The 20,120-nt window shown below is 69.1% G+C and carries 21 protein-coding genes; 8 read left to right on the forward strand and 13 right to left on the reverse strand.

Annotated features, from left to right (window positions below; all coding sequences use genetic code 11):
• Positions 1-27 precede the first annotated feature (27 nt).
• From glp to LCM15_RS01900, 6 genes are read right to left on the reverse strand one after another with little or no spacing between them, the layout of a single operon-like run.
• The gene (gene glp / locus LCM15_RS01875; protein WP_224852532.1) at positions 28-1,197 is read right to left on the reverse strand and encodes a gephyrin-like molybdotransferase Glp; all 1,170 of its coding nucleotides are present in this window, start codon (positions 1,195-1,197) and stop codon (positions 28-30) included.
• Positions 1,194-1,670 (reverse strand): cyclic pyranopterin monophosphate synthase MoaC, encoded by a 477-nt coding sequence (gene moaC, locus LCM15_RS01880; RefSeq protein WP_224852533.1) that lies wholly within the window; start codon positions 1,668-1,670, stop codon positions 1,194-1,196. Before moaC ends, glp begins: the two co-directional genes overlap by 4 nt.
• Positions 1,667-2,470 carry an indole-3-glycerol phosphate synthase TrpC gene (trpC, locus tag LCM15_RS01885; RefSeq protein ID WP_224852534.1) on the reverse strand — a complete coding sequence of 268 codons (804 nt, stop codon included), beginning with the start codon at positions 2,468-2,470 and terminating at the stop codon, positions 1,667-1,669. The genes moaC and trpC overlap by 4 nt, the downstream gene beginning before the upstream one ends.
• Positions 2,467-3,123: a uracil-DNA glycosylase gene (locus tag LCM15_RS01890; RefSeq protein WP_224852535.1), complete on the reverse strand. Its 657-nt coding sequence runs from the start codon at positions 3,121-3,123 to the stop codon at positions 2,467-2,469. Before LCM15_RS01890 ends, trpC begins: the two co-directional genes overlap by 4 nt.
• Positions 3,120-4,142: an anthranilate phosphoribosyltransferase gene (trpD, locus tag LCM15_RS01895; protein ID WP_224852536.1), complete on the reverse strand. Its 1,023-nt coding sequence runs from the start codon at positions 4,140-4,142 to the stop codon at positions 3,120-3,122. Before trpD ends, LCM15_RS01890 begins: the two co-directional genes overlap by 4 nt.
• Complete coding sequence (locus LCM15_RS01900; protein WP_224852537.1) at positions 4,139-4,720, reverse strand: anthranilate synthase component II; 582 nt, start codon at positions 4,718-4,720, stop codon at positions 4,139-4,141. Before LCM15_RS01900 ends, trpD begins: the two co-directional genes overlap by 4 nt.
• A gap of 137 nt (positions 4,721-4,857) precedes the next feature.
• On the opposite strand from LCM15_RS01900, the gene LCM15_RS01905 reads away from it, so the two are divergent.
• A complete protein-coding gene (locus LCM15_RS01905) occupies positions 4,858-6,702 on the forward strand; it encodes a divergent polysaccharide deacteylase family protein (protein WP_224852538.1) in 1,845 nt (614 codons plus the stop codon).
• Positions 6,703-6,791: 89 nt separating this feature from the next.
• Positions 6,792-6,917 carry a hypothetical protein gene (locus tag LCM15_RS01910; protein ID WP_318246053.1) on the forward strand — a complete coding sequence of 42 codons (126 nt, stop codon included), beginning with the start codon at positions 6,792-6,794 and terminating at the stop codon, positions 6,915-6,917.
• 348 nt (positions 6,918-7,265) lie between these two features.
• On the opposite strand, the gene LCM15_RS01915 is transcribed toward LCM15_RS01910, so the two are convergent.
• Positions 7,266-7,439, reverse strand: coding sequence for a hypothetical protein (locus LCM15_RS01915; protein ID WP_224852539.1), 174 nt, complete (start codon positions 7,437-7,439; stop codon positions 7,266-7,268).
• 471 nt (positions 7,440-7,910) lie between these two features.
• Between LCM15_RS01915 and LCM15_RS01920 the strand changes: the two genes are divergently transcribed.
• Positions 7,911-8,996, forward strand: a complete 1,086-nt coding sequence (locus LCM15_RS01920; RefSeq protein ID WP_224852540.1) for a PA0069 family radical SAM protein — start codon at positions 7,911-7,913, stop codon at positions 8,994-8,996.
• Between the two features lie 397 nt (positions 8,997-9,393).
• Here the strand turns inward: LCM15_RS01920 and LCM15_RS01925 are convergent, their stop codons facing one another.
• The 3 genes from LCM15_RS01925 to LCM15_RS01935 are packed head-to-tail and all read right to left on the reverse strand — an operon-like array spanning position 9,394 to position 11,317.
• Positions 9,394-10,041 (reverse strand): HAD family hydrolase, encoded by a 648-nt coding sequence (locus LCM15_RS01925; protein WP_224852541.1) that lies wholly within the window; start codon positions 10,039-10,041, stop codon positions 9,394-9,396.
• 19 nt (positions 10,042-10,060) lie between these two features.
• Positions 10,061-10,984, reverse strand: coding sequence for a methylenetetrahydrofolate reductase (locus LCM15_RS01930; RefSeq protein WP_224852542.1), 924 nt, complete (start codon positions 10,982-10,984; stop codon positions 10,061-10,063).
• A gap of 30 nt (positions 10,985-11,014) precedes the next feature.
• The gene (locus tag LCM15_RS01935; RefSeq protein WP_224852543.1) at positions 11,015-11,317 is read right to left on the reverse strand and encodes a hypothetical protein; all 303 of its coding nucleotides are present in this window, start codon (positions 11,315-11,317) and stop codon (positions 11,015-11,017) included.
• Between the two features lie 257 nt (positions 11,318-11,574).
• On the opposite strand from LCM15_RS01935, the gene LCM15_RS01940 reads away from it, so the two are divergent.
• Positions 11,575-12,273, forward strand: a complete 699-nt coding sequence (locus LCM15_RS01940) for a sulfotransferase family 2 domain-containing protein (RefSeq protein WP_224852544.1) — start codon at positions 11,575-11,577, stop codon at positions 12,271-12,273.
• 32 nt (positions 12,274-12,305) lie between these two features.
• The gene (locus LCM15_RS01945) at positions 12,306-13,418 is read left to right on the forward strand and encodes a Ppx/GppA phosphatase family protein (protein WP_224852545.1); all 1,113 of its coding nucleotides are present in this window, start codon (positions 12,306-12,308) and stop codon (positions 13,416-13,418) included.
• Between the two features lie 355 nt (positions 13,419-13,773).
• Here LCM15_RS01945 and ssb read toward each other — a convergent pair whose 3' ends face one another.
• The gene (gene ssb, locus LCM15_RS01950) at positions 13,774-14,307 is read right to left on the reverse strand and encodes a single-stranded DNA-binding protein (RefSeq protein WP_224852546.1); all 534 of its coding nucleotides are present in this window, start codon (positions 14,305-14,307) and stop codon (positions 13,774-13,776) included.
• A 324-nt stretch (positions 14,308-14,631) separates the two neighbouring features.
• On the opposite strand from ssb, the gene LCM15_RS01955 reads away from it, so the two are divergent.
• Together LCM15_RS01955 and LCM15_RS01960 are read left to right on the forward strand one after the other, a co-directional pair.
• On the forward strand, positions 14,632-15,249 hold the full coding sequence (locus LCM15_RS01955) for a lytic transglycosylase domain-containing protein (protein WP_224852547.1): 618 nt from the start codon (positions 14,632-14,634) through the stop codon (positions 15,247-15,249).
• 102 nt (positions 15,250-15,351) lie between these two features.
• The gene (locus LCM15_RS01960; RefSeq protein ID WP_224852548.1) at positions 15,352-16,500 is read left to right on the forward strand and encodes a cytochrome-c peroxidase; all 1,149 of its coding nucleotides are present in this window, start codon (positions 15,352-15,354) and stop codon (positions 16,498-16,500) included.
• Between the two features lie 3 nt (positions 16,501-16,503).
• Here LCM15_RS01960 and LCM15_RS01965 read toward each other — a convergent pair whose 3' ends face one another.
• Both LCM15_RS01965 and miaA read right to left on the reverse strand, forming a co-directional pair.
• Entirely contained in the window at positions 16,504-18,189 is a 1,686-nt protein-coding gene (locus LCM15_RS01965; protein WP_224852549.1) for an ABC transporter substrate-binding protein, read from the reverse strand.
• 140 nt (positions 18,190-18,329) lie between these two features.
• On the reverse strand, positions 18,330-19,244 hold the full coding sequence (gene miaA, locus LCM15_RS01970) for a tRNA (adenosine(37)-N6)-dimethylallyltransferase MiaA (RefSeq protein ID WP_224852550.1): 915 nt from the start codon (positions 19,242-19,244) through the stop codon (positions 18,330-18,332).
• Between the two features lie 90 nt (positions 19,245-19,334).
• Between miaA and pyrH the strand changes: the two genes are divergently transcribed.
• The gene (pyrH, locus tag LCM15_RS01975) at positions 19,335-20,060 is read left to right on the forward strand and encodes a UMP kinase (protein ID WP_224852551.1); all 726 of its coding nucleotides are present in this window, start codon (positions 19,335-19,337) and stop codon (positions 20,058-20,060) included.
• The last annotated feature ends 60 nt before the right edge of the window (positions 20,061-20,120 follow it).

Raw genomic sequence — 20,120 nt, forward strand, 5'->3', positions numbered from 1 at the left:
TGTGTCAACATGCTGGGGCAAACATGGTTAAAGGCGCACAATCTCGACCGTGTCCCCGGCAGCGTGCGCCTCGTCATTCGGCGGGCGCACCACCAGCACGTCCGAGGCACCGAGTACGCTCAGTAGGGAGCTGTCCTGCCGTCCGAAAACGGTCACGCGTCCGTCCGGCCCGGTGCGGGCGCGCATGTAGTGTTCTCGCGGGCCATTCGCGGGGATCTCGGCGGCCAACTCCGCCGCGTCGCGCGGTGCGGGCGCGGCGGGCAGGCCCTGCAGCGCGCGGATCACGGGCTTCACGAAGATCTCGCCGCAAACCATTGCCGAGACGGGATTTCCCGGCAACCCGATCATCATCGCGTTGCCCAGCCGGCCCGACATCAGCGGCTTGCCCGGCCGCATGGCCACCTTGTGAAAGGCGCGCTCGAGACCAAGCTTCTGGGCGACCCTCGCCACGAGATCGTGATCGCCGACAGAGGCGCCGCCGATGGTGATCACCAGATCGGCGTCGTCCACCAGCCCCAGCACGGTCGAGAGCGCCGCTTCGGTATCGCGCGCGATCGGCAGGATGCGCGGCTCGGCGCCGGCCTGAGTGAGCATGGCGTGCAGGCCGAAGGTGTTGGAGACGATGATCTGGTCGGGGCCGGGCGTCTCGCCGGGCATCACAAGCTCGTCGCCGGTCGAGATCAGCGCCACGCGCGGGCGGCGGGAGACTGAAACCGTGGGGACGTTCATCGCGGCAAGCAGGGCGATGTCCTGAGGGCCAAGCAGGCGCGGCGCGGGGATGGTCTCTCCGACGCGGAAATCGCCGCCGAGAGGGCGGATATTGTTGCCCCCGCCGAGGCGGTCGGTGATCAGGATCGTGTCGCCGTCGCGCTCGACATCCTCCTGGATGACCACGGTGGCCACGCCCTCGGGGACCGGGGCGCCGGTGAAGATCCGCACTGCTTCGCCATCGCCCACGGTGCCGTGGAACGACGACCCCGCGGCGGATTCCCCGATGACTTTCAGCCTCTTGCCGGGCATAGCTTTAGTGACGCCGTAACCGTCCATCGCCGAGGCATCGAAGGGCGGCTGGTCGCGGCGCGCCGTCACGGGCTCTGCCAGCACGCGCCCGACGGCGCGGTGCAGCGGGACCGTCTCGGCCGGCAGCGGCGCGGTAAGAGAGAACAGCCGCTCCAGCGCTTCGGAAACTGATATCATGTCGCCTCGTAACGACCTGATTTGCCGCCATCTTTCAGGATTACGCGGATGCCGCCAATCTCCATCGCCTTATCCACGGCCTTAGCCATATCGTAGACCGTGAGGGCCGCGGTCGAGACCGCTGTCAGCGCCTCCATCTCAACGCCGGTCTGGCCGGTGGTCTTGACCGTGGCCTCGATGCGCAGGCCCGGAAGCGCGGCATCGGGGGTGATCTCGACCGACACCTTGGTCACCGGCAGCGGGTGGCAGAGCGGGATCAGCTCGGGCGTCTTCTTGGCGCCCATGATGCCCGCAAGCCGCGCCACGCCGATCACGTCGCCTTTCTTGGCGCGGCCTTCGGTGATGATGTCGAAGGTCTCGGGCGCCATCTTCACCCAGCCTTCGGCGGTCGCGACGCGGGCGGTCACCGCCTTGTCGGACACGTCGACCATGTGCGCGTCGCCCTTGGCGTCGAAATGGGTCAGACCGCTCATGCCGGCACCGGATCGCTGAGCAGGGTGCGGGTCGCGTCCTCGACATCGTCCTGCCGCATCAGGCTTTCGCCGATCAGGAAGCTGCGGGCGCCGTGGCCCGCCATGTCGGCGAGGTCGGCAGGGGTATGGAGGCCGCTTTCGCAAACCAGAACGCGATCCTCGGGCACCCGCTTCGACAGCTCGCGCGTGGTATCAAGAGTGAGATCGAAGGTCTTGAGATTGCGGTTGTTAATGCCGATCAGGGGCGATTTCAGTTTGAGGGCGCGCTCGAGTTCTTCGGCGTCATGCACCTCGATTAACGCGTCCATGCCCCAGATCGATGCCGCGTCCTCGAGCTCGGCGGCAAGCGTGTCCGAGACACTCGCCATGATGATGAGGATGCAGTCGGCGCCGAGCGCGCGGGCCTCGGCGACCTGATAGGGGTCGTACATGAAATCCTTGCGCAGCGCCGGCAGCGAGGTGGCCGCGCGCGCCTCGGTCAGGAAGGATTTGGCGCCCTGGAAGGACGGGGTGTCGGTCAGGACCGACAGGCAGGTGGCCCCGCCGCGTTCGTAGGCGGCAGCCAGCGTCGCGGGGTGAAAATCCTCTCGGATCAGGCCCTTGGAGGGCGAGGCTTTCTTGACCTCCGCGATCAGCCCGTAGCCCGTCTCCGAGGCCTTGCGCAGGGCGGCGGCGAAGGGGCGCACGGGGTCGGCGCTGCGTGCCTCGGCCTCGATCTCGGACAGCGGCCTGACGGCCTTGTCGGCGGCCACTTCCTCGAGCTTGTAGTGCTTGATCTTGTCGAGAATGGTGATGGTCATGCGGTCGCCTCCGGCGTGGTCCAGTTGATCGGCGTGTCGCCCCGAGCAATAAGCCACTCGTTCACACGGGAAAAGGGGCGCGAGCCGAAAAAGCCGCGCCGCGCCGAGAGCGGCGAGGGATGGGCCGAGCGCAGGATCAGGTGCTCTTCGCCGCCGATGTGCTTGGCGAACCCCTGCGCGTGGTTGCCCCAAAGGATGAAGGCGCGGGGCGTTCCGGAGAGCCTCTCAAGGACCTGTGCGGTGAGCCGTGACCAGCCGAGCTTGGCATGGGCGCCGGCGCTGCCTGCGGGCACGGTCAGCGCGGTGTTGAGCAGCAGCACGCCCTGTGCCGCCCAGAACCGCAGGTCGGCATTCGGCGGGCAGGCGCCGAACTCGGCCTCGAGCTCCTTGTAGATATTGCCGAGCGAGCGCGGCAGCGGGCGCACGTCCGGTTCGGCCGAGAAGGCGAGCCCGTGGGCGTGGCCCGGCGTCGGGTAGGGATCCTGCCCGAGGATCACCACACGCACATGCTCGGGCGCGCAGGCATGAAGCGCGGCGAAGATCTGCGGCGCGGGCGGCAGGATCTGCCGCGTCTCGGCCGCGAGAGCGGTTTCGATGCGCGGCAGGTCGTCGTGGAAGAAGGGCAGGTCGGCCCAGGCCTCTGGAGGTCTCATGCGGCCTTCTGCGTGGCCTCTGCCAGCGCCGCGATCTTGCCCCGCGCCGCGCCGCTGTCGATGCTCTCGCGCGCCTGCGCCACGCCCTCGCGCAGGTCCGCAGCCTTGCCGGCCACCACGAGCGCCGCGGCGGAATTCAACAGCACCGCGTCACGATAGGCGGTCCGGGCGCCATCCAGCAGCGCGCGGAAGGCCGCGGCATTCTCGGACGGGGTGCCGCCGACGATCTCTTCGAACGGATGCTCCGGCAGGCCCGCGTCCTCGGGATGCAGCTCGATCTCGCGCACCGATCCGTCTTCCTCAAGCGCCGCGACCCAGCTCTTGCCCGAGATCGCCAGCTCGTCGGTGCCGTCCGAGCCGTGCACCAGCCAGGCGCGCTCGGAGCCGAGCTTGGCCAGCGTCTCGGCCATCGGGCGGATCAGCTGGCGCGAGAAGGCGCCGGTGAGCTGGCGCTTGACGCCGGCGGGGTTGGTGAGCGGGCCGAGGATGTTGAAGATCGTGCGGGTGCCAAGCTCGGTCCGGACCGGGGCCACGTGCTTCATCGCCGGATGGTGCATCGGCGCCATCATGAAGCAGATGCCCACGCTTTCGAGGATCGGCGCGATGGCGGTGGCGGGCAGCATCACCTGGATGCCCATCTCGGCCAGCGCGTCGGCGGAGCCGGATTTCGACGACAGGTTGCGGTTGCCGTGCTTGGCCACGGTGACACCGGCCCCGGCGACCACGAAGGCGGTCGCGGTCGAGATGTTGAGCGTGCCCTTGCCGTCGCCCCCGGTGCCGACGATGTCGATGGCGCCTTCGGGCGCGATCACGGCGTTGCGCTTGGCGCGCATCACGCCGGCGGCGGCGGTGTACTCGTCGACCGTCTCGCCCCGGGTGCGCAGCGCCATCAGGAAGCCGCCCATCTGGGCCGGCGTGGCCTCGCCCTCGAACAGGACCTCGAAGGCGGCCTCCGCCTCCTCCTGCGTCAGCGGGCGGGTGGCGGCGGTGCCGATCAACGGCTTGAGGCGGTCGCTCATGCGGGGACCTTCATCGTGTCGAGGAAATTCTTGAGCAGCTGGTGCCCGTGTTCAGAGGCGATGCTCTCGGGGTGGAACTGCACGCCGTGGATCGGCAGGTCGCGGTGGCGCAGCCCCATGATGGTGCCGTCCTCGAGCCAGGCGTTGACGATCAGCTCCTCGGGCAGCGTGTCGCGGTCGACCACGAGGCTGTGATAGCGCGTCGCCTCGAACGGCGAGGGCAGGGTGCTGAACACCCCGGTGCCGTCGTGATGCATGGACCCCATCTTGCCGTGCACGATCTCGGAATGCTGCGTGACGGTGCCGCCGAAGGCCTGACCGATGGTCTGGTGTCCGAGGCAGACGCCGAAGAGCGGCGTGCCGGTCTCGGCCGCGGCCTCGGTCAGCGCGAGGCAGATCCCGGCCTGATCCGGGTCGCAGGGGCCGGGGCTCAGCAGGATACCTGCGGGCTTCAGCGCCATCGCCTGCTGCACGTCGAGCGCATCGTTGCGCCAGACCTGCGTCTCGACACCAAGCTCGCCCACGTAATGCACGAGGTTGTAGGTAAAGCTGTCATAGTTGTCGATGAGCAGAAGCATGAGGCATTCTCGGGCTGGAGACAGGTCTTGGTCGGGGCTATACATGCGCCCCAAGATGGTGCAGCGTCAAGGGGATGCGCCACGAGAACGGCCCGGGCACGGGGCCGGGGGCGCAGCGGGCGAAGAGGGCAGAAGCGATGGCACGAGGGTTTCTCGCGGGGGCGATCATCGGCACGGTGGTGTCGGGCGTGACACTGGGCACGGTTTCGGTGCTGACGGGCCCGCCACTGCGCGAGCGCGCGGCGCTGCCGCCGGAGGCCGAGGTGCCGGGATCGGCGCCTGCGAAGATCGGGACGGCCGGGACGCCCGAGGCCGAGACAACCGCGGTCGGGGAGAGCCGCTTGGAGCCGGCCCGTGAAGGGGCGGGTGAGGGCGTGAATGCACTGCGTGGAGAGGCCGAGGTTTCGGAAGAGCCAGAGGTTTCAGAAGAGGCCGAGGTTACAGAGGTGGCGCCCTCCGACAGCGACATGGTGGCGGACACCTCCACTCCCGAGAGCGATGACACCACCGGCGCCGAGGGCGCTGCGGCCTCGGAGCCTGATGTCAAAACCGGCGCCGCACCGGCGGACGGGGACACACCCGCGCTTGCCGAGGCCGAGGAAGCGTCGCCCGAGGGCGCGGACGCTCCCGCCGCGCCGGACACCGATGCCAGCCCCGGCGATGCTGCCGCTCTCGCGAGCGACCCCGCCTCGGACACCGCAACCTCGCGTCAGGACGCCGCGCCGCAGACCAGCTCCGAGGACGGCGTCGAAACCGTCACGCCCGCCGCTGGGACGCCCCCGGAGGAGCCCGCGGGGGCCGAGACCGTCTCGCGCCCCGGCAGGCCCGGCGAGGTGACCGCCGCCGCGCCCGAGCCGTCCCCCGGCATCAGCGCCGCCTCCGACACGCCGCCCGAGGCCGAGACGGTGCTCGACGCGCCCACGGCCCCTGCTGAACCCGACACTAATACCGCGTCGATGGAGATGGCGAGCGCCGACACGCCCGAGCGTCGCGACACCGTCCAGCCCGACGCGCCGCAGGGCGAGGACGCGCCTGAGCTCTCCACCCAGACCCCGGCCGCGCCGCTGCCCGCGCCGCTGCCCGCGCCGCTGGTGCCGGGCGAGAACACACGGCCCAGGGTCAGTACGCTTCCGGGTCGCGCCGGCGCGGATGGCGGTGAGGATGGCACGCCCACAATCGGCACGCGGGCCGGCTCGCTCGTCGAGCGCGGGGCGTCCGAAGAGGCCAGCCGTCTGCCGTCGATCGGGGAGGCGGTGCCGGCAGAGCCCAGCGCCGCGCCCAAGGCCGATCCGTCCCCACAGCCGCCGCTCGAGCGTTACGCCGTCTCGGTCGAGGCCGAGGACGGCGCCCCGCGCATGGCCATCGTGCTGATCGACGACGGCAGCGGCCCGCTCGGCCCCGACACGGTCGGCGCGTTTCCCTTCCCGGTCAGCTTCGCCATCCCGGCCTCCCATCCCGACGCCGCCGACACCGCGCGGGCCTATCGCGATGCGGGCTTCGAGGTGCTGGCCGTCGCGGGCGTGCCGGAAGGCGCGCAGGCCACCGACGTGGAGGTCACGCTCGAGGGAAGCCTCGGCGCGGTGCCCGAAGCGGTGGCGGTGATGGAAGCGCTTGGCGATGGGCTGCAGGGCTCCCGCGCGATCTCCGAGCAGGCGGCGCAGTATCTCGGCGCGTCCGGTCACGGGCTGCTGATGCAGCCCAAGGGGCTGAACACCGGCGAGGCTTTGGCCCGTCGCGAAGACGTGCCCACGGTGACGGTGTTCCGCGATTTTGACGGAGACGGGCAGGATCCCCGCGTGATGCGCCGCTTCCTCGATCAGGCGGCCTTCAAGGCGCGTCAGGAGGGGGACGTGGTGATGCTCGGGCGGTTGCGCGCCGACACGGTCTCGGCCCTCCTGCTCTGGGGCCTGCAGGACCGCGCCAGCAGCGTCGCGCTGGTGCCGATCTCTCTCGTTCTCCGCGACAGCCTCGGGGAAGACTGAGCCCTCAGCAGGCGCCGCATCGCCGTTCGCGCCATTGCCGCTTCCTCGATCAGGCGACCTTCAAGGCGCGTCAGGAGGGGGACAGTGTGATGCTCGGGCGGTTGCGCGCCGACACGGTCTCGGCGCTGCTGCTCTGGGGTCTGCAGAACCGCGTTAGCAGCTTAGTGCTGGTGCCGATATCTCTCGGTCTCCGCGTCAGCTTCGGGGCAGACTGAGGCCACGGCACTCGGCAGCGCTCCTGCCTTCTCTACGTCGAGAAATACTCCGGGGGAGTCCCGGCCCCGCCGGGACGGGGGCAGCGCCCCCTCATTCCTCTCCGGTCATGCCTAGTAAGTCGAGGGGAGCGCCGTCTGCGTCTGTCGTGTTAGACTTTGCATGAGGTCGGCGCACGCATCGCCGAAATGCGTCGTCAATGCAAACCGGGCGCTGAGCGCCGTCACAAGCGCCGATGCCGCGATGGTATCCGGCAAATGATGAACGGCCTCGCTCAGCCACAGGACGCCGTGCTGCGGATCGTCGAGAGGCGGGCCTCGTTCTCGGCGTCGCCGAGGGGCAGCGTACAGTCAGGCGTGACCGTCATCCGGCGAAACCGGGGTCATCGCCCACCGAACCGCCAGCGCGACCGCGAGGAGGAGCGGGATCATGGTGCCCGCGCCCCAGGACAGAAACGCCCAGATGGTCAGCCCCGCCGATGCGAGAACCGCTACAAGAAGTGTGACCAGATGTGTCACGGGCATGATCGTCTCCCCTACCTCTTGAGGAAGATAGGATATCCGGGGCCGGTTTCAAAGGGAAAGCCTCGGCGCGGCGACAGTGTGCCATGCGCAGACGGGTACGGAGGTGCGCGGCCTAACGGGACAGAGTCGTTGCGTTCGGGCGCAGGCAGACCAGGCGACAGGGAGCCGGATCAACGCGCGTTGGTTTCGGAGCATAACGTCGATCCTATCCGCCATCTCGCCTAACACACCGCTGGGAGGTTGTTTGAGGCAGCCATCGCCATCAACACGGGCGAGACGAGGTCCGTCGCCCGCGGTGGCCTTCGGTAAGGTCATCGCCCGGGTGACGCGGTTCGCGCGGGCGAGCTGCGCGCACCATGCCGCGGAAGCATGGGCACGGCCTGCTTCGCGGCCTGCGAACGCCGCGGTCTCGGCGACGACACCACCCGCGGTGGCCTTGCAAATGTTCCCCTAATGTTCCACTATCCATCCATGACCGACTCTCCGCGCCAGATCGACAGGGACCGCCGTCCGGGACGCGGGGCCGCCAGCCGCGAGTCCGGGCGGTTCGAGCGGCTGCGCTACGAGGACGCTCATGATGGCTGGGAGATCGAGGAGGAGCTGCCCCCGCTGCGCACCGAGGTGCGCGAGGAGCGGCCCCGCAGCCTGATCAACTACGTCTCTTCGCCCGACATTCCCTTCGACCGCAGCATCAACCCGTATCGCGGCTGCGAGCATGGCTGCATCTATTGTTTCGCGCGACCGTCCCATGCCTATCTCGGCCTCTCGCCGGGGCTGGACTTCGAGACCCGGCTCATCGCGCGGCCCGATGCGCCGGAGGTGCTGGCCCGCGAGCTGCGCGCGAAGCGTTATCGCGTCGCCACCATCGCCATCGGCACCAACACCGATCCCTACCAGCCGGTCGAGCGCGACAGGGGTATCATGCGCGCCTGTCTCGAGGTGCTGCGCGATCATCGCCACCCGGTGGCGATCGTCACCAAGGGCACGCTGATCGAGCGCGACATCGACATCCTGTCCGAGATGGCGGCGATGGGGCTGGCGCGGGTGGGCGTGTCGGTCACCACGCTGGAGGCCGACCTGTCCCGGCGGATGGAGCCGAGGGTGCCGGCGCCCAAGCGGCGTCTGGCGACGATACGGCGCCTTGCGGAGGCGGGGATCGAGACGCGGATCATGGTCTCGCCGGTGGTGCCGGCGCTGACCGACCCGGAGCTCGAAGCGATCCTGGCCGCCGGGGCCGAGGCCGGCGCCGCGGCGGCGAGCTGGATCATGCTGCGCCTGCCGCTGGAGGTGGCCCCGCTCTGGCGTGCGTGGCTCGAGGAGCATTATCCCGGGCGGGCGGGCCGGGTGATGGCGCGGCTGCGCGAGATGCACGATGGCGCCGACTATTCCGCGCAATGGCATCGGCGGATGCGGGGCGAGGGCAACTATGCAAAGCTGATCGCGCAGCGCTTCGACAAGGCGGCGCGGCGGCTCGGCCTCGACCGGTCTCTTGGCCCGCTGCGCTGCGATCTGTTCCAAGTGCCGGCACGGGCGGGAGATCAGTTGAGCCTGTTCTGAGGGCGCCGATCCGGGTTCGTTAAGCGCCGGGAAGCCGTCGCGGTTGCCTGCGCCCGCTGCTTGAGGGGCAGCGCCTTTGCCGGAAGCTCGTGGTGCGGCACGGGCCGGCCTGCCTCCGGCGGGAGTATTTTTGACGAAGAGAAGTTTGGGGCGTTGGTCCCCGGCGGCGGGGGCATTTCGGAGAGGGGCCGTCGCTGTCGGAGTTGATGCCGCCCAGCGTGGCGGCGGTCTGTTTGAGGGGCGGGCGCGGGCCTGCGGGGCGGGTGCCGCGCGCATGACCCGCAGGGGCGCGGGCGGAGACCTTTCGACCGGCAGGCGCGAACACGTCGCGCGGCGCGTCACACCGAGGCGGGGCAGGTGCGACGCGCGATCGCCCCCGCCCTAAGGACGATCCCCCTTAACGCAGCCGGTCCAGAAGCGCGGGCAGAGCTGCGTCGGTGTAATCGGCGATCGTGGCTTTCGCCCCGGCCTCGCACAGGCGCGCGTGGCTGAGGCCCGAGCGTACACCGATGGCATAGGCGCCAGAGCGCGCAGCGGCGCGCATTCCGCTGGGGCTGTCCTCGAAGGCAAGGCAGTGCTGCGGCAGGGCCCCGAGCTGGCGCATCGCGGCGAGGTAGGGCTCGGGGTCGGGCTTGGCGCGGGCGCATTCGTCGCCGATGATCAGCAGTTCGAACCGGTCGCGGAGCCCGATCGCCCTGAGCATGTGCTCGCCGTTCTCGCGCGGGGCGTTGGTCACCACCGCCAGCCGCCAGTTTTCGCGGTCGGCCTCGTCGAGCAGCGCCACTGCGCCGGGCATCGGCTCGGCCCCGTCGCCGAGACGTTCGCGGAACCGACGTTCCTTTTCGTCGGACAAGGCCTGCGCGTCGCAGCCCGGGAAGAGCTTGGGGAACATCTCGAGATTGTGGTTCCCGTGGATGCTGTTTTCATAGATCTCCGGGGTCAGCTCCTTGCCGTTCTCGGCAAAGATTTCCGCGAAGACCGCGTAGTGGAGCGGGTCGGAGACGAGCAGGGTGCCGTCCAGATCGAAGAGGAGCGCTTTTGTCATGCCCTCCCGATACAGCGTCTCAGATCGCCCGTCGAGCCGGACGCGTCGCAGCCCCGCCATGCGCCGTGGCCCAGTCGGTGCAGGCCTTGATGCCGCCGAGCGGAAAGAGGTGGGCCTGTGCGATGGGAAAGCCCGGATCGGCGGCCTTGCGGGCGGCCAGCTCGGCGGCGAGTTCGGCCGGCTCGTAGGGCAGCAGCAGCTTGCCCATGTCGAGCGCGCGCTTCTGCAGCACCCGGAGCGAGGGTCCGACGCCGCAGGCGATGGCGAACTTGAGCATGGTCTGCAGCTTGGCGGGGCCGGCGAGGCCGATATGGATCGGCAGCGCGACGCCGTGGGCGCGCAGGCGGCTGGCCCAGTCGAGGATCGGGGCGGCCTCGAAGGCAAACTGGGTCACCATCGCCATCTGCGCGTCGCTGCGGTCCGAGAAGTCCTGTTTCCAGCGCGCGGCGGCCATGGCCTCGGCCTCGCCGCCATCGGCGTCGATGTCACGGCTGCCTTCGGGGTGGCCGGCCACGTGCAGCCGGGTGAACCCCGAGGCATCGAAGAGCCCGGTCTCGAGCAGCTGCATCGAGCTGTGGAACGCCCCGCGCGGCTCGGAGACGCCGCCCGCGAGGATCAGCCCCTGCGTGACGCCGGCCTCGCCCTGATAGCGCGCGATCCAGTCGGCCAGCATCGCTTGGTCGGCGATGAGACGGGCCGGGAAATGCGGCATGGGGGCGAAGCCTTCGCCGGCAAGGCGCTTCGCGGTGGCGACCATGTCCTCGATCGGCGTGCCGTCGATATGGGCGATGTAGACGCGGGTGCCCTCCGGCAGGAGGGCGCGGAAATCCGCGACCTTGGCGGCGGTGCGCGGCATCACCTCGATGGAATAGCCGCTGAGGAAGCTGCCAAGCGCCGGGGGCTGTGGCGAGGCCTTGGGCTTGCGAAACTTCAGCAGCGACATGCAGTGGGTCCTCAGGGTCATCGGGCTGGCTCAGAGGGCGGCCGGGCGGGGCGCCGGAGGAACGGCGCACGCGGGCCGGTGGGCAACGTTGCTCCGCTGCGCGAAAGCGACGGCGGTGGGCATGGCCAGCGTGTGAGGCGGGTTGTCGAACATGCGGGCGCAGGCGCGGCGACAGTCGGCGACATCGGGAACGGGGTCGGCGACCCTGCGCCTAGCCCGGTCGTGCGCTCGTTCGGACGGCGCCGGGCGCGCGGCCTTGGCACCACCACCGCCCAGAACGGTGAGACGCGGCGCCGGAAGGTCGCGCCACTGGGCGATGCTGATCTCGGGCATGGCAGGCGATTCCCTTCCTCATGGTTCAATCGGTGTAGTCGGGTCGCCTCGCGCGGCGGGGGCGGTTTTCGACACTCACCGGTCCGTGTGCGACCTCGGCTCCTGCGGCCGTCCGGCCAGAAAGGCAAAGCCGGACAAGGCGGCCTTGATGAAATAATATCGTTTTGACATAATTTTGCTGCGGCTGTGCGGCGCCCTTGCCGTGAGGTCGGCGCGTGGATGGGGTCGACCGCGACAGACGGGAGGGACGCAGGGCGATGGTGATCGCGGTGAAGGCTCACAGGATTGCGTACATGGCTCTGCCCAAGGCGGGCTGCTCCACCGTAAAGGCAGCGCTGGCGCAGGTCGACCCCGACGCGACCCTGCCGGAGAACGCCCGCCCCGACGTGATGACCTGGCACCGGCTTTATCCGACCATGCGCTTCCGCCCGCACCGCTGGCAGGCCTATGACGGCTGGTGGCGCTTTTGCGTGGTGCGCGATCCGCTCAGACGGCTGCTGTCGGTCTATACCAACCGGGTGGTTGGCCTGCGCGAGCTGCACAATTGCCGCAATATCCGGCGCGGTCGGGTCGATCTGCCGATGGATCCCGACCCGGATTTTTTCTTTCAGAACCTGCGCGGCTATATCGATGCCGCCTCCGCCATCAAGCATCACGCGCTGCCCGCCTGGCTGTTCCTCGGGCCGGATCTCGGGCGCTATGACCGGATCTACCGCACCTCCGAGCTTGCGCGCTTCGGAGAGGAGCTGGCCGAGCGCACCGGCGCCCCGGTCACCATCGCGCGCGAGAACCCGAGCGGGATGCGGCTCAGCCTCGACGATCTGGCGCCAGCGACGCGCACCGCGCTGCGCGATCACCTTGATGCGGAATACGGCTATCTGGCCGAGTTTTATGAAAATCCCTTTGGCCCGCGCCAGCATCGTGCTTGCACGGGACCCACACGCCGCGTATCCTGATCGCAACTTAAAATTCGGAAAGGCGCATAGTCATGGCGCCAAGGCGTTCCAAAGGTGCGGGCGCTTTCCCGAAACCGGTAGAGAGCCCCGCGCCGCAACCGCCGGATCCCAGTGCGCTTTACGCCGCCCTGGATCTGGGTACGAACAGCTGCCGCATGTTGATTGCCCAACCCAAGGGCAGTCAGTTTCATGTGGTGGACAGCTTTTCCAAATCCGTTCAGCTCGGGCAGGGTCTCGAGCGGACGGGAAGGCTGTCGCGCGCCTCGATGAACCGCACCATCGGGGCGATCCGGGTCTGTCAGCAGAAGATCAAGCGCCACAAGGTCGAGCGCATGAGGCTGGTGGCCACCGAGGCCTGCCGCCGGGCGCAGAACGCGCGCGAGTTCATCCGGCAGGTGCGGCGCGAGACCGGCCTGCAGCTCGAGATCATCCAGCCCGAGGAAGAGGCCCGGCTTGCGGTGATCTCCTGCGCGCCGCTGGTCTCGACCCGCACCGAGCAGCTTCTGGTGGTCGATATCGGCGGCGGTTCGACCGAGCTGGTGTGGATCGACCTCTCATCGGTGCCGCGCCGGGACCGGCCGGCGGCGATCATGCGGCTTCATGCCGGCTTCCACCCGCCCGAGAGCCCGTTTCCAGCCGCCAAGGTGGTCGACTGGATCTCGGTGCCTCTGGGGGTGGCGACCCTGCGCGACCAGTTCAACGATGTCGAGGATGACGCCGCGCGCTACGCGCTGATGAGCTGGTATTTCGAGGAGAACCTCTCGGAATTCGCGCCCTACAAGGACACCCAGTCGCGGGAGGGGTTCCAGATCGTCGGCACCTCCGGCACGGTCACCACGGTGGCGGCCTCGCATCTGGGGCTGCGGCGCTATGATCGCACCAAGGTCGACGGGCTGCGCATGACCTCGGACCAGATCGAGGCGGTGATCGGGCGTTACCTCGAGATGGGCCCCGCCGGGCGTCGCCGCGATCCGCGCATCGGGCAGGACCGGCAGGCGCTGATCATGTCGGGGGCGGCGATCCTGCAGGCGCTGCTGCGGCTCTGGCCGACCGACCGGCTGTCTGTGGCCGACCGCGGCCTGCGCGAGGGGCTGCTCTACGCCCAGATGTCTGCCGACGGGGTGCTCGAGGACGGCCCACTCTGAGGCGGCTGAGCTTCTAGGCGGCAGGCGTCTGTTTGCGGAGTGGCACTCCTGACCTCGATGACGTTCAGGGACCGATCCCCGCGCTGATCCGCCCGGCACAAGCCGAAGGCGCCGGGCGAGCGTCTGCCCGTCGCTGCGAGCTGGGGCTTTGCCCTGTTTGCGCTGTGGATCGAGGTCGTCCGGACTTGGCGGGGATCAATCGACGACCTCGCAGGCGGCAAGCGCCCCCCACGGGCAGGCGAGAGCCCGGCTCGTGTCGCACACTTTGGCGCGTCGGCCCGATCTTGCCGCGCCTGAAAAAAGCCCGGCGCTCGTGAGAGCACCGGGCCTTGTCTCCTCAGCCAGAGGCGTGACCTCAGAACGGGATCTCATCGTCGAGATCGCGCGAGGGGGCGCGGCCACCGCCGCCGCCGCCACCGTTGCCACCCGAGCCGCTGCCGTAATCGTCGCGGCCACCGCCGTAGCCGCCACCGCCGCCGGAGCCACCACCGTAGCCGCCGCCCGAGCCGCCGAAGTCACCGCCGCCGCCGCCGCCCTGGCGGCTGTCGAGCAGGGTCAGCTCGCCGCGATAGGGGCGCAGCACGACCTCGGTCGAATAGCGATCCTGGCCGGACTGGTCCTGCCATTTGCGGGTTTCGAGCTGGCCTTCGATATAGACCTTCGAGCCCTTGCGCAGATACTGCTCGGCGATCCGCGCCAGCGGTTCCGAGAAGATCGCGACCGAGTGCCACTCGGTGCGCTCGCGGCGCTCGCCGGTGTTGCGGTCTTTCCAGTTTTCCGAGGTGGCGATCCGCAGGTTGCAGACCTTGCCGCCGTTCTGGAAGGTGCGGGTTTCGGGATCGGCCCCGAGATTGCCCACCAGGATCACCTTGTTCACTGAGCCGGCCATGTCATCCTCACGCGTTGTTCCGATTCTTCTCCCCCGGAGGGGTTTGGACGAGCCTTACACAGCCACGCCGCGCCGCGCCACCGCCTCATCGAGGAAAACCGGGGCGGGCGGGCCCCGTCCCGCCCAATGCCCGATCCTCCGGCCACAGGGGATACACCCACCATGGTTAACGAACCGTTCGCCGATGTTTAACGTAACATTGGCGGGAACCTGCGCGCCGCCGGGCGCAGGGGTGGCGAATTCTCGCGTGATCCGTATAGTCAGCGCGGGATTTGAGGGGCGCAACGCCGCCCCTCCGGACACTGGGACAGAACAGGGTGGTTCATGCGAGTACTGCCACGTAGGGCGTTTTCGGCGCTGCTTTTCGCCGCGATTTCCGCCACGGCCGTTCAGGCCGACACCATTTCGACCAAGAGCCGGAGCACGCTGTTTCGCAGCCAGACGTCGGTGCTCGACAGCCGTGCGGCGGAGCAATACCGCAGCTCGGTCCGGCTCAAGCCCGCCTCGGTGATCACCCCGACCAAGTGGGGACCGATGGGCGGAGACGAGGGCACCGCGCCGGCCTATCGCGGGCATTACAACGGCCCCTATGCCGACATGGCGCGCGTTGCCGCGCGGCGGCACGGCGTGCCGGAGGATCTGTTCCTGCGGCTGGTGAAGCAGGAATCGAACTTCAACCCGAAGGCGCTGTCGCACAAGGGGGCCATCGGGCTCGCCCAGCTCATGCCCTTCACCGCCAAGCGGCTCGGGGTGAACCCGCACGACCCGGCACAGAACCTCGAGGGCGGCGCACGCTATCTCAAGCAGCAGTTCGTCACCTTCGGCTCGTGGCGGCTGGCCCTGGCGGCCTACAATGCCGGCCCCGGGGCGGTCGAGAAGCACGGCGGTGTGCCGCCCTACCGCGAGACGCGCAATTACGTGAAGGTCATCTGGGGAAGCTGAGCAGGGCGGGACATATTGTCCTAGAGAATTGCTCGGGAATTGACCTCTCAGGCGCTTGGGGCTAGGCACGGGGCATTGCCTCGTGCCCAGTGGATGCGCCCGATGAAGACCGCCCCGATCCTCAGCCTGACCGTCGCCGCCGCGCTCGCGGCGGGCCTTGCCGCCAGCGCCCTGCGCGCCACGCCCTCGGAGATCCCCGGCAGCCTAGAGGCGCTCGGCGAGGCGCTGTTCTTCGACACCATCCTTTCGGCCAACCGCACCCAGAGCTGCGCCACCTGTCACGATCCGGCCTATGCCTTCGCCGATCCGCGCGGAGCGGCGTCTCCGGGGGATGATGGCGCCTCGCTCGGCGACCGCAACGCGCCGACCGCCACCTATGCCGCCTTCGTGCCGCCCTTCGGGAAGAACGAGGAGGGCGAGTGGCGGGGCGGACTGTTCCACGATGGCCGGGCCGGCACGCTCGAGGAGCAGGCCGGCGGGCCGCCTCTCAACCCGGTCGAAATGGGCATGGCCGACGAGGCCGCCGTGGTGGCACGCCTGCGCAAGGATGAGGTCTATGCGGAGGCCTTTTCAAAGCTCTTCGGGGCCGGGGTTCTCGACGATCCCAAAGCCGGCTACGAGGCCATGACCCGCGCCATCGCCGCCTATGAGCGCGGGCCGGTCTTCGCGCCCTTCGACTCGAAATACGACCGCTTCCTGCGCGGCGAGGCGGAACTGACCAAGCAGGAGGAACTGGGGCGGCTGCTGTTCTTCTCGGAGCAGTTCACCAACTGCAACCAGTGCCACCAGCTTCGGCGCAGCGCCGTCGATCCGCAGGAGACCTTCTCGGACTACCGCTTCCACAATATCGGTGTGCCCGAGAACCGCGATCTGCGGGCCATGAACGGCATCACCACCGCCGATCTCGGGCTGCATGGCAATCCGGGCGTCGAGGCGGCTGCCGACAGCGATGGCCGCTACCGCACGCCGACGCTGCGCAACGTCGCGGTGACCGCGCCTTACATGCATAACGGCGTGTTTGCGGATCTGCGCACCGTGATCCTGTTCTACAACACCTACAACACGCGCTCCGAGGCGCGGAAGATCAACCCCGAGACCGGCGCCCCCTTCGCGCCGCCCGAGGTGGCCGACAACATCGCGATGGAGGAGCTCACCGACGGACCGGCGCTCGACGACCAGCGCATCGACGCGCTGGTGGCGTTCCTCGAGACGCTGACGGATCAGCGCTACGAGCATCTGCTCGAGGAGTAGCGCTCAACTCTCGGTGAGGCCGAGCTTGTAGAGATGGATCTCGAAGGCCGGGTGCATCTCGGCCCCGGTGACGCCGGGGCGATAATGGCGGTAGAGCGAGCGCCAGAACGGCTGAACGATGACCGCATCCTCCTGAAGCAGCCGCTCGATCCGCGCCATGACATCGCGCCGCGCCGTGTTGTCGGCGATGGCCAGCGCCTCGGCCACCAGCGCGTCGAAGGCGGGGTTGGCATAGCCGGTCTCGTTCCACGACTCGCCCGAGCGGTAGGCCAGCGCCAGCACCTGGATGCCCAGTGGCCGATGGTTCCATTCGGTGATCGACAGCGGATAGCTCTTCCAGTCACTCCAGAAGCGCGACCCGGGCAGGACGGTGTGCTTGACCTTGATCCCGGCGTCCCGGAGCAGTGCCGCGCAGGCCTCTCCGGTGCGCCGGGCCAGACCGTCGTCGAGCGTGACGAGATCGTGCTCGAATGCCAGCATCCCGGCCTCTTCGAGAAGCGCCACCGCTGCCTCGGGGTCATAGGGCGTACCACCGACCTCGGCGTAATCAGGATGGACCGGCGCGACGTGGTGGTTCTCGGCCACCACGCCCAGATCGGCATGGCCGTATTCGAGGCAGAACGCATTGTCGATGGCGAGCTGCAGCGCCCGGCGGACGCGCCTGTCGGCATAGGGGGCCTTGCCCCCGACCAGTGCGGTCTGGTTGCCGCGCAGCACCACGGTGGCGCCGGTCACGACCTCGGAGCGCTCCCATCCCAGCGCGTCGCCGAGGGCGATGAACCGGCCGATATTCTCGTAGAGCATGTCGACCTCGCCGGCCTCGGCGGCGGCGAGCCAGACGGCGGGGTCGGTGCCGTAGTCGAGAAACTCGATGCGCTCGAGCGTGGCGCCGCCGAAGCCCTCGGCGTGATCGCCCCACCAGTCATGCGCGCGGTTGCGGACCAGAACCGCACGTTCGCCCGGTACGAGGCTTTCGGGCAGGTAGGGCCCGGTGCCCACAGGGTTCTCGAGCATCTGCTCGGGATCGTGGCTGGCATGAACCACCGCCGCGGGATAGTCGGAGAGCCCGACGATCAGCGCCACGTCGGGCTTCGGCAGGGTCAGGCGCACGGTGAGCGGGTCAATCTCGGTCACCGCGCCGTCGAGCAGCTTGCCGGTCTCGCGATCCACCAACGTCGTGAGGCGACCGGCCATCGAGTTGCCCGCGACCTCGCGGTCGCACCAGTACTCGAACAGGCGCACGACGTCGGCGGCGGTGAACGCGTCTCCGGTGGTCCACGTCACGCCGGGGCGGATGTGCAGCACGTATTCGGTGGCGTCGTCGTTGACGTCCCAGCGCTCGAGCAGCATGCCGCGGACCGAGCCGTCGCGGTTGTACTCCACGAGGTATTCCAGCCAGCCGCGGGTGATGTTGGCGATCTCGGACCAGTCAGCGGTGCGCGGATCCTTGAGCGGGCGCACCTCCATCTGGATGCGCAGGGCGTCCGAGGTGTCCGGCCCCGCCGCCGGTGCCTCCTCGGCCTGCGCGGGCGTGCCCAGACCGCCCAGCGCATAAGCGGCGCCGACGCCAAGACCAAGGCCGGTGACCCGGGTTAGGAACTCGCGCCGTCCGATCAGGCCCTCTGCCAGCTCGCGCGCGTAAAGCTCTGCCGCGGGATGCGTCTTCCGGGGCTCGCCGGTCTTGGTCATGTCGGTCCTTTCCTGCCGCACCGGCAGTGTCCTTCGCGCAGATCAAACCTCATATGCGCGGGAGGGGGCAAGGATTTTCCAGAACCAGCCTGCTCAAGGCGCAGACACGGAGGGCTTCGCCTTGCGCGGGCCGGCTGCTCTCAGGCACCGGCTTCGGCGGGGGCGATCTGCGGCCAGTCGCGCATCCGGGCGCGGAACCAGCTGCGCTGGCGCTTTGCGAATTGCCGCGTGAGAACCGTGGCCCGCTCCGATGCCTCCGCCAGCGAGATCTCACCGCGCAGATGTGCCATCAGTTCGGCGGCACCGATCGCCTTGGCCGAGGGCAGCTCCGGCGACCACGTGGCGAGGTTGGCGCGGGCCTCGTCGAGCGCGCCGCCGCGAATCATCTTGTCGAACCGCCGCTCGATTCGCGGCGTGAGCCAGTCCTTGGGCGCATCGAAGAGGATCGGCTGACAGCGCGCGAGCGGCAGCATCGGGGCAGGGGTCTCCTCCTGCCACCGGGCCAGTCCGCGTCCCGTGGCGCGCAGGACCTCCCAGGCGCGCTGCACCCGCATGGGGTTCCTCGTGTCGATGCGCCCGCGGGTCTCGGGGTCGAGTTCGGCCACCATGGGCGCAAGCGCCCCCGCCTCCAGCCGCGCCATGGCCTCGGCGCGAATCCCCGGCGGGGTCGCGGGGATCTCGGCCAGCCCCTCGGTCATGGCCGCGAAATAGAGCCCGGTCCCGCCGACGATGATCGGCCGCTCGCCGCCGTCGAGAATCGGCGCAAGATCCCTCAGCCACTGCCCCACGGAATAGGTCTCGCTGCCCGGAACGTGACCGTAAAGCCGGTGCGGCGCCTGCGCTTCTTCTTCGGAAGAGGGCCGCGCGGTGAGCACCCGCCAGTCGGAAAACACCTGGATCGCATCGGCGTTGACGATGACCCCGCCCTGTCGCGCGGCAATCTCGACCGCCAGAGCGGACTTGCCGCTGGCGGTCGGTCCGGCGATCAGGACCGGGCGGTCCGGGTCTGGCGCGAGACGCGCAACTGTGTCTGCCAGGCCGGCCTCGCTCACCACGTCGTCTCCACATCCTGCGCCATTGCAGCGGCGCGGGTTTTCCGCCACATATGGCGCCCAACCTATCCCCTCTCAGCGACGGAGTTCAACATGGCCGAGGCACCGCAGACCACCTTCAAACGCGTCCTGCTGAAAATCTCCGGGGAGGCGTTGATGGGAGAGCAGGGCTACGGCCTCAACCCGCCCACTGTCGAACGCATCGCCCGCGAGGTGAAGAGCGTGCACGACATGGGCGTCGAGATCTGTATGGTGATTGGCGGCGGCAACATCTTCCGCGGACTGGCCGGCTCGGCGCAGGGGATGGAGCGCACCACCGCCGACTACATGGGGATGCTTGCCACGGTGATGAACGCGCTGGCGATGCAGTCGGCGCTCGAGGAGCTGGGCGTGTTCACGCGGGTGATCTCGGCCATCCGCATGGACGAGGTGGCGGAGCCCTACATCCGCCGCCGCGCCGTGCGCCACCTCGAGAAGAAGCGGGTGTGCATCTTCGCCGCGGGCACCGGTAACCCCTATTTCACCACCGACACCGCCGCCACGCTGCGTGCCAACGAGATGGCCTGCGAGGCGATCTTCAAGGGCACCAAGGTCGACGGCGTCTACGACAAGGATCCCGTAAAGCACGCCGACGCGGTGCGTTACGACGACGTCAGCTATGACGACGTGCTGGTGAAGAACCTCAAGGTGATGGACGCCTCGGCGATCGCCCTGGCCCGCGACAACAGCCTGCCGATCATCGTCTTCTCGCTCGACGAGCCGGGCGGCTTCCGCGGCATCCTTGCCGGGCAGGGCACGTATACGCGCGTCAGCGGCTAAGGGCCGTCCCGGCGCGCTGTTGATCCCGGCGCTGCGCAGGCGGCACGGTCGGACGCCTCC

The organism is Salipiger bermudensis (assembly GCF_020171625.1).
Classification (GTDB): Bacteria; Pseudomonadota; Alphaproteobacteria; order Rhodobacterales; family Rhodobacteraceae; genus Salipiger; species Salipiger bermudensis_B.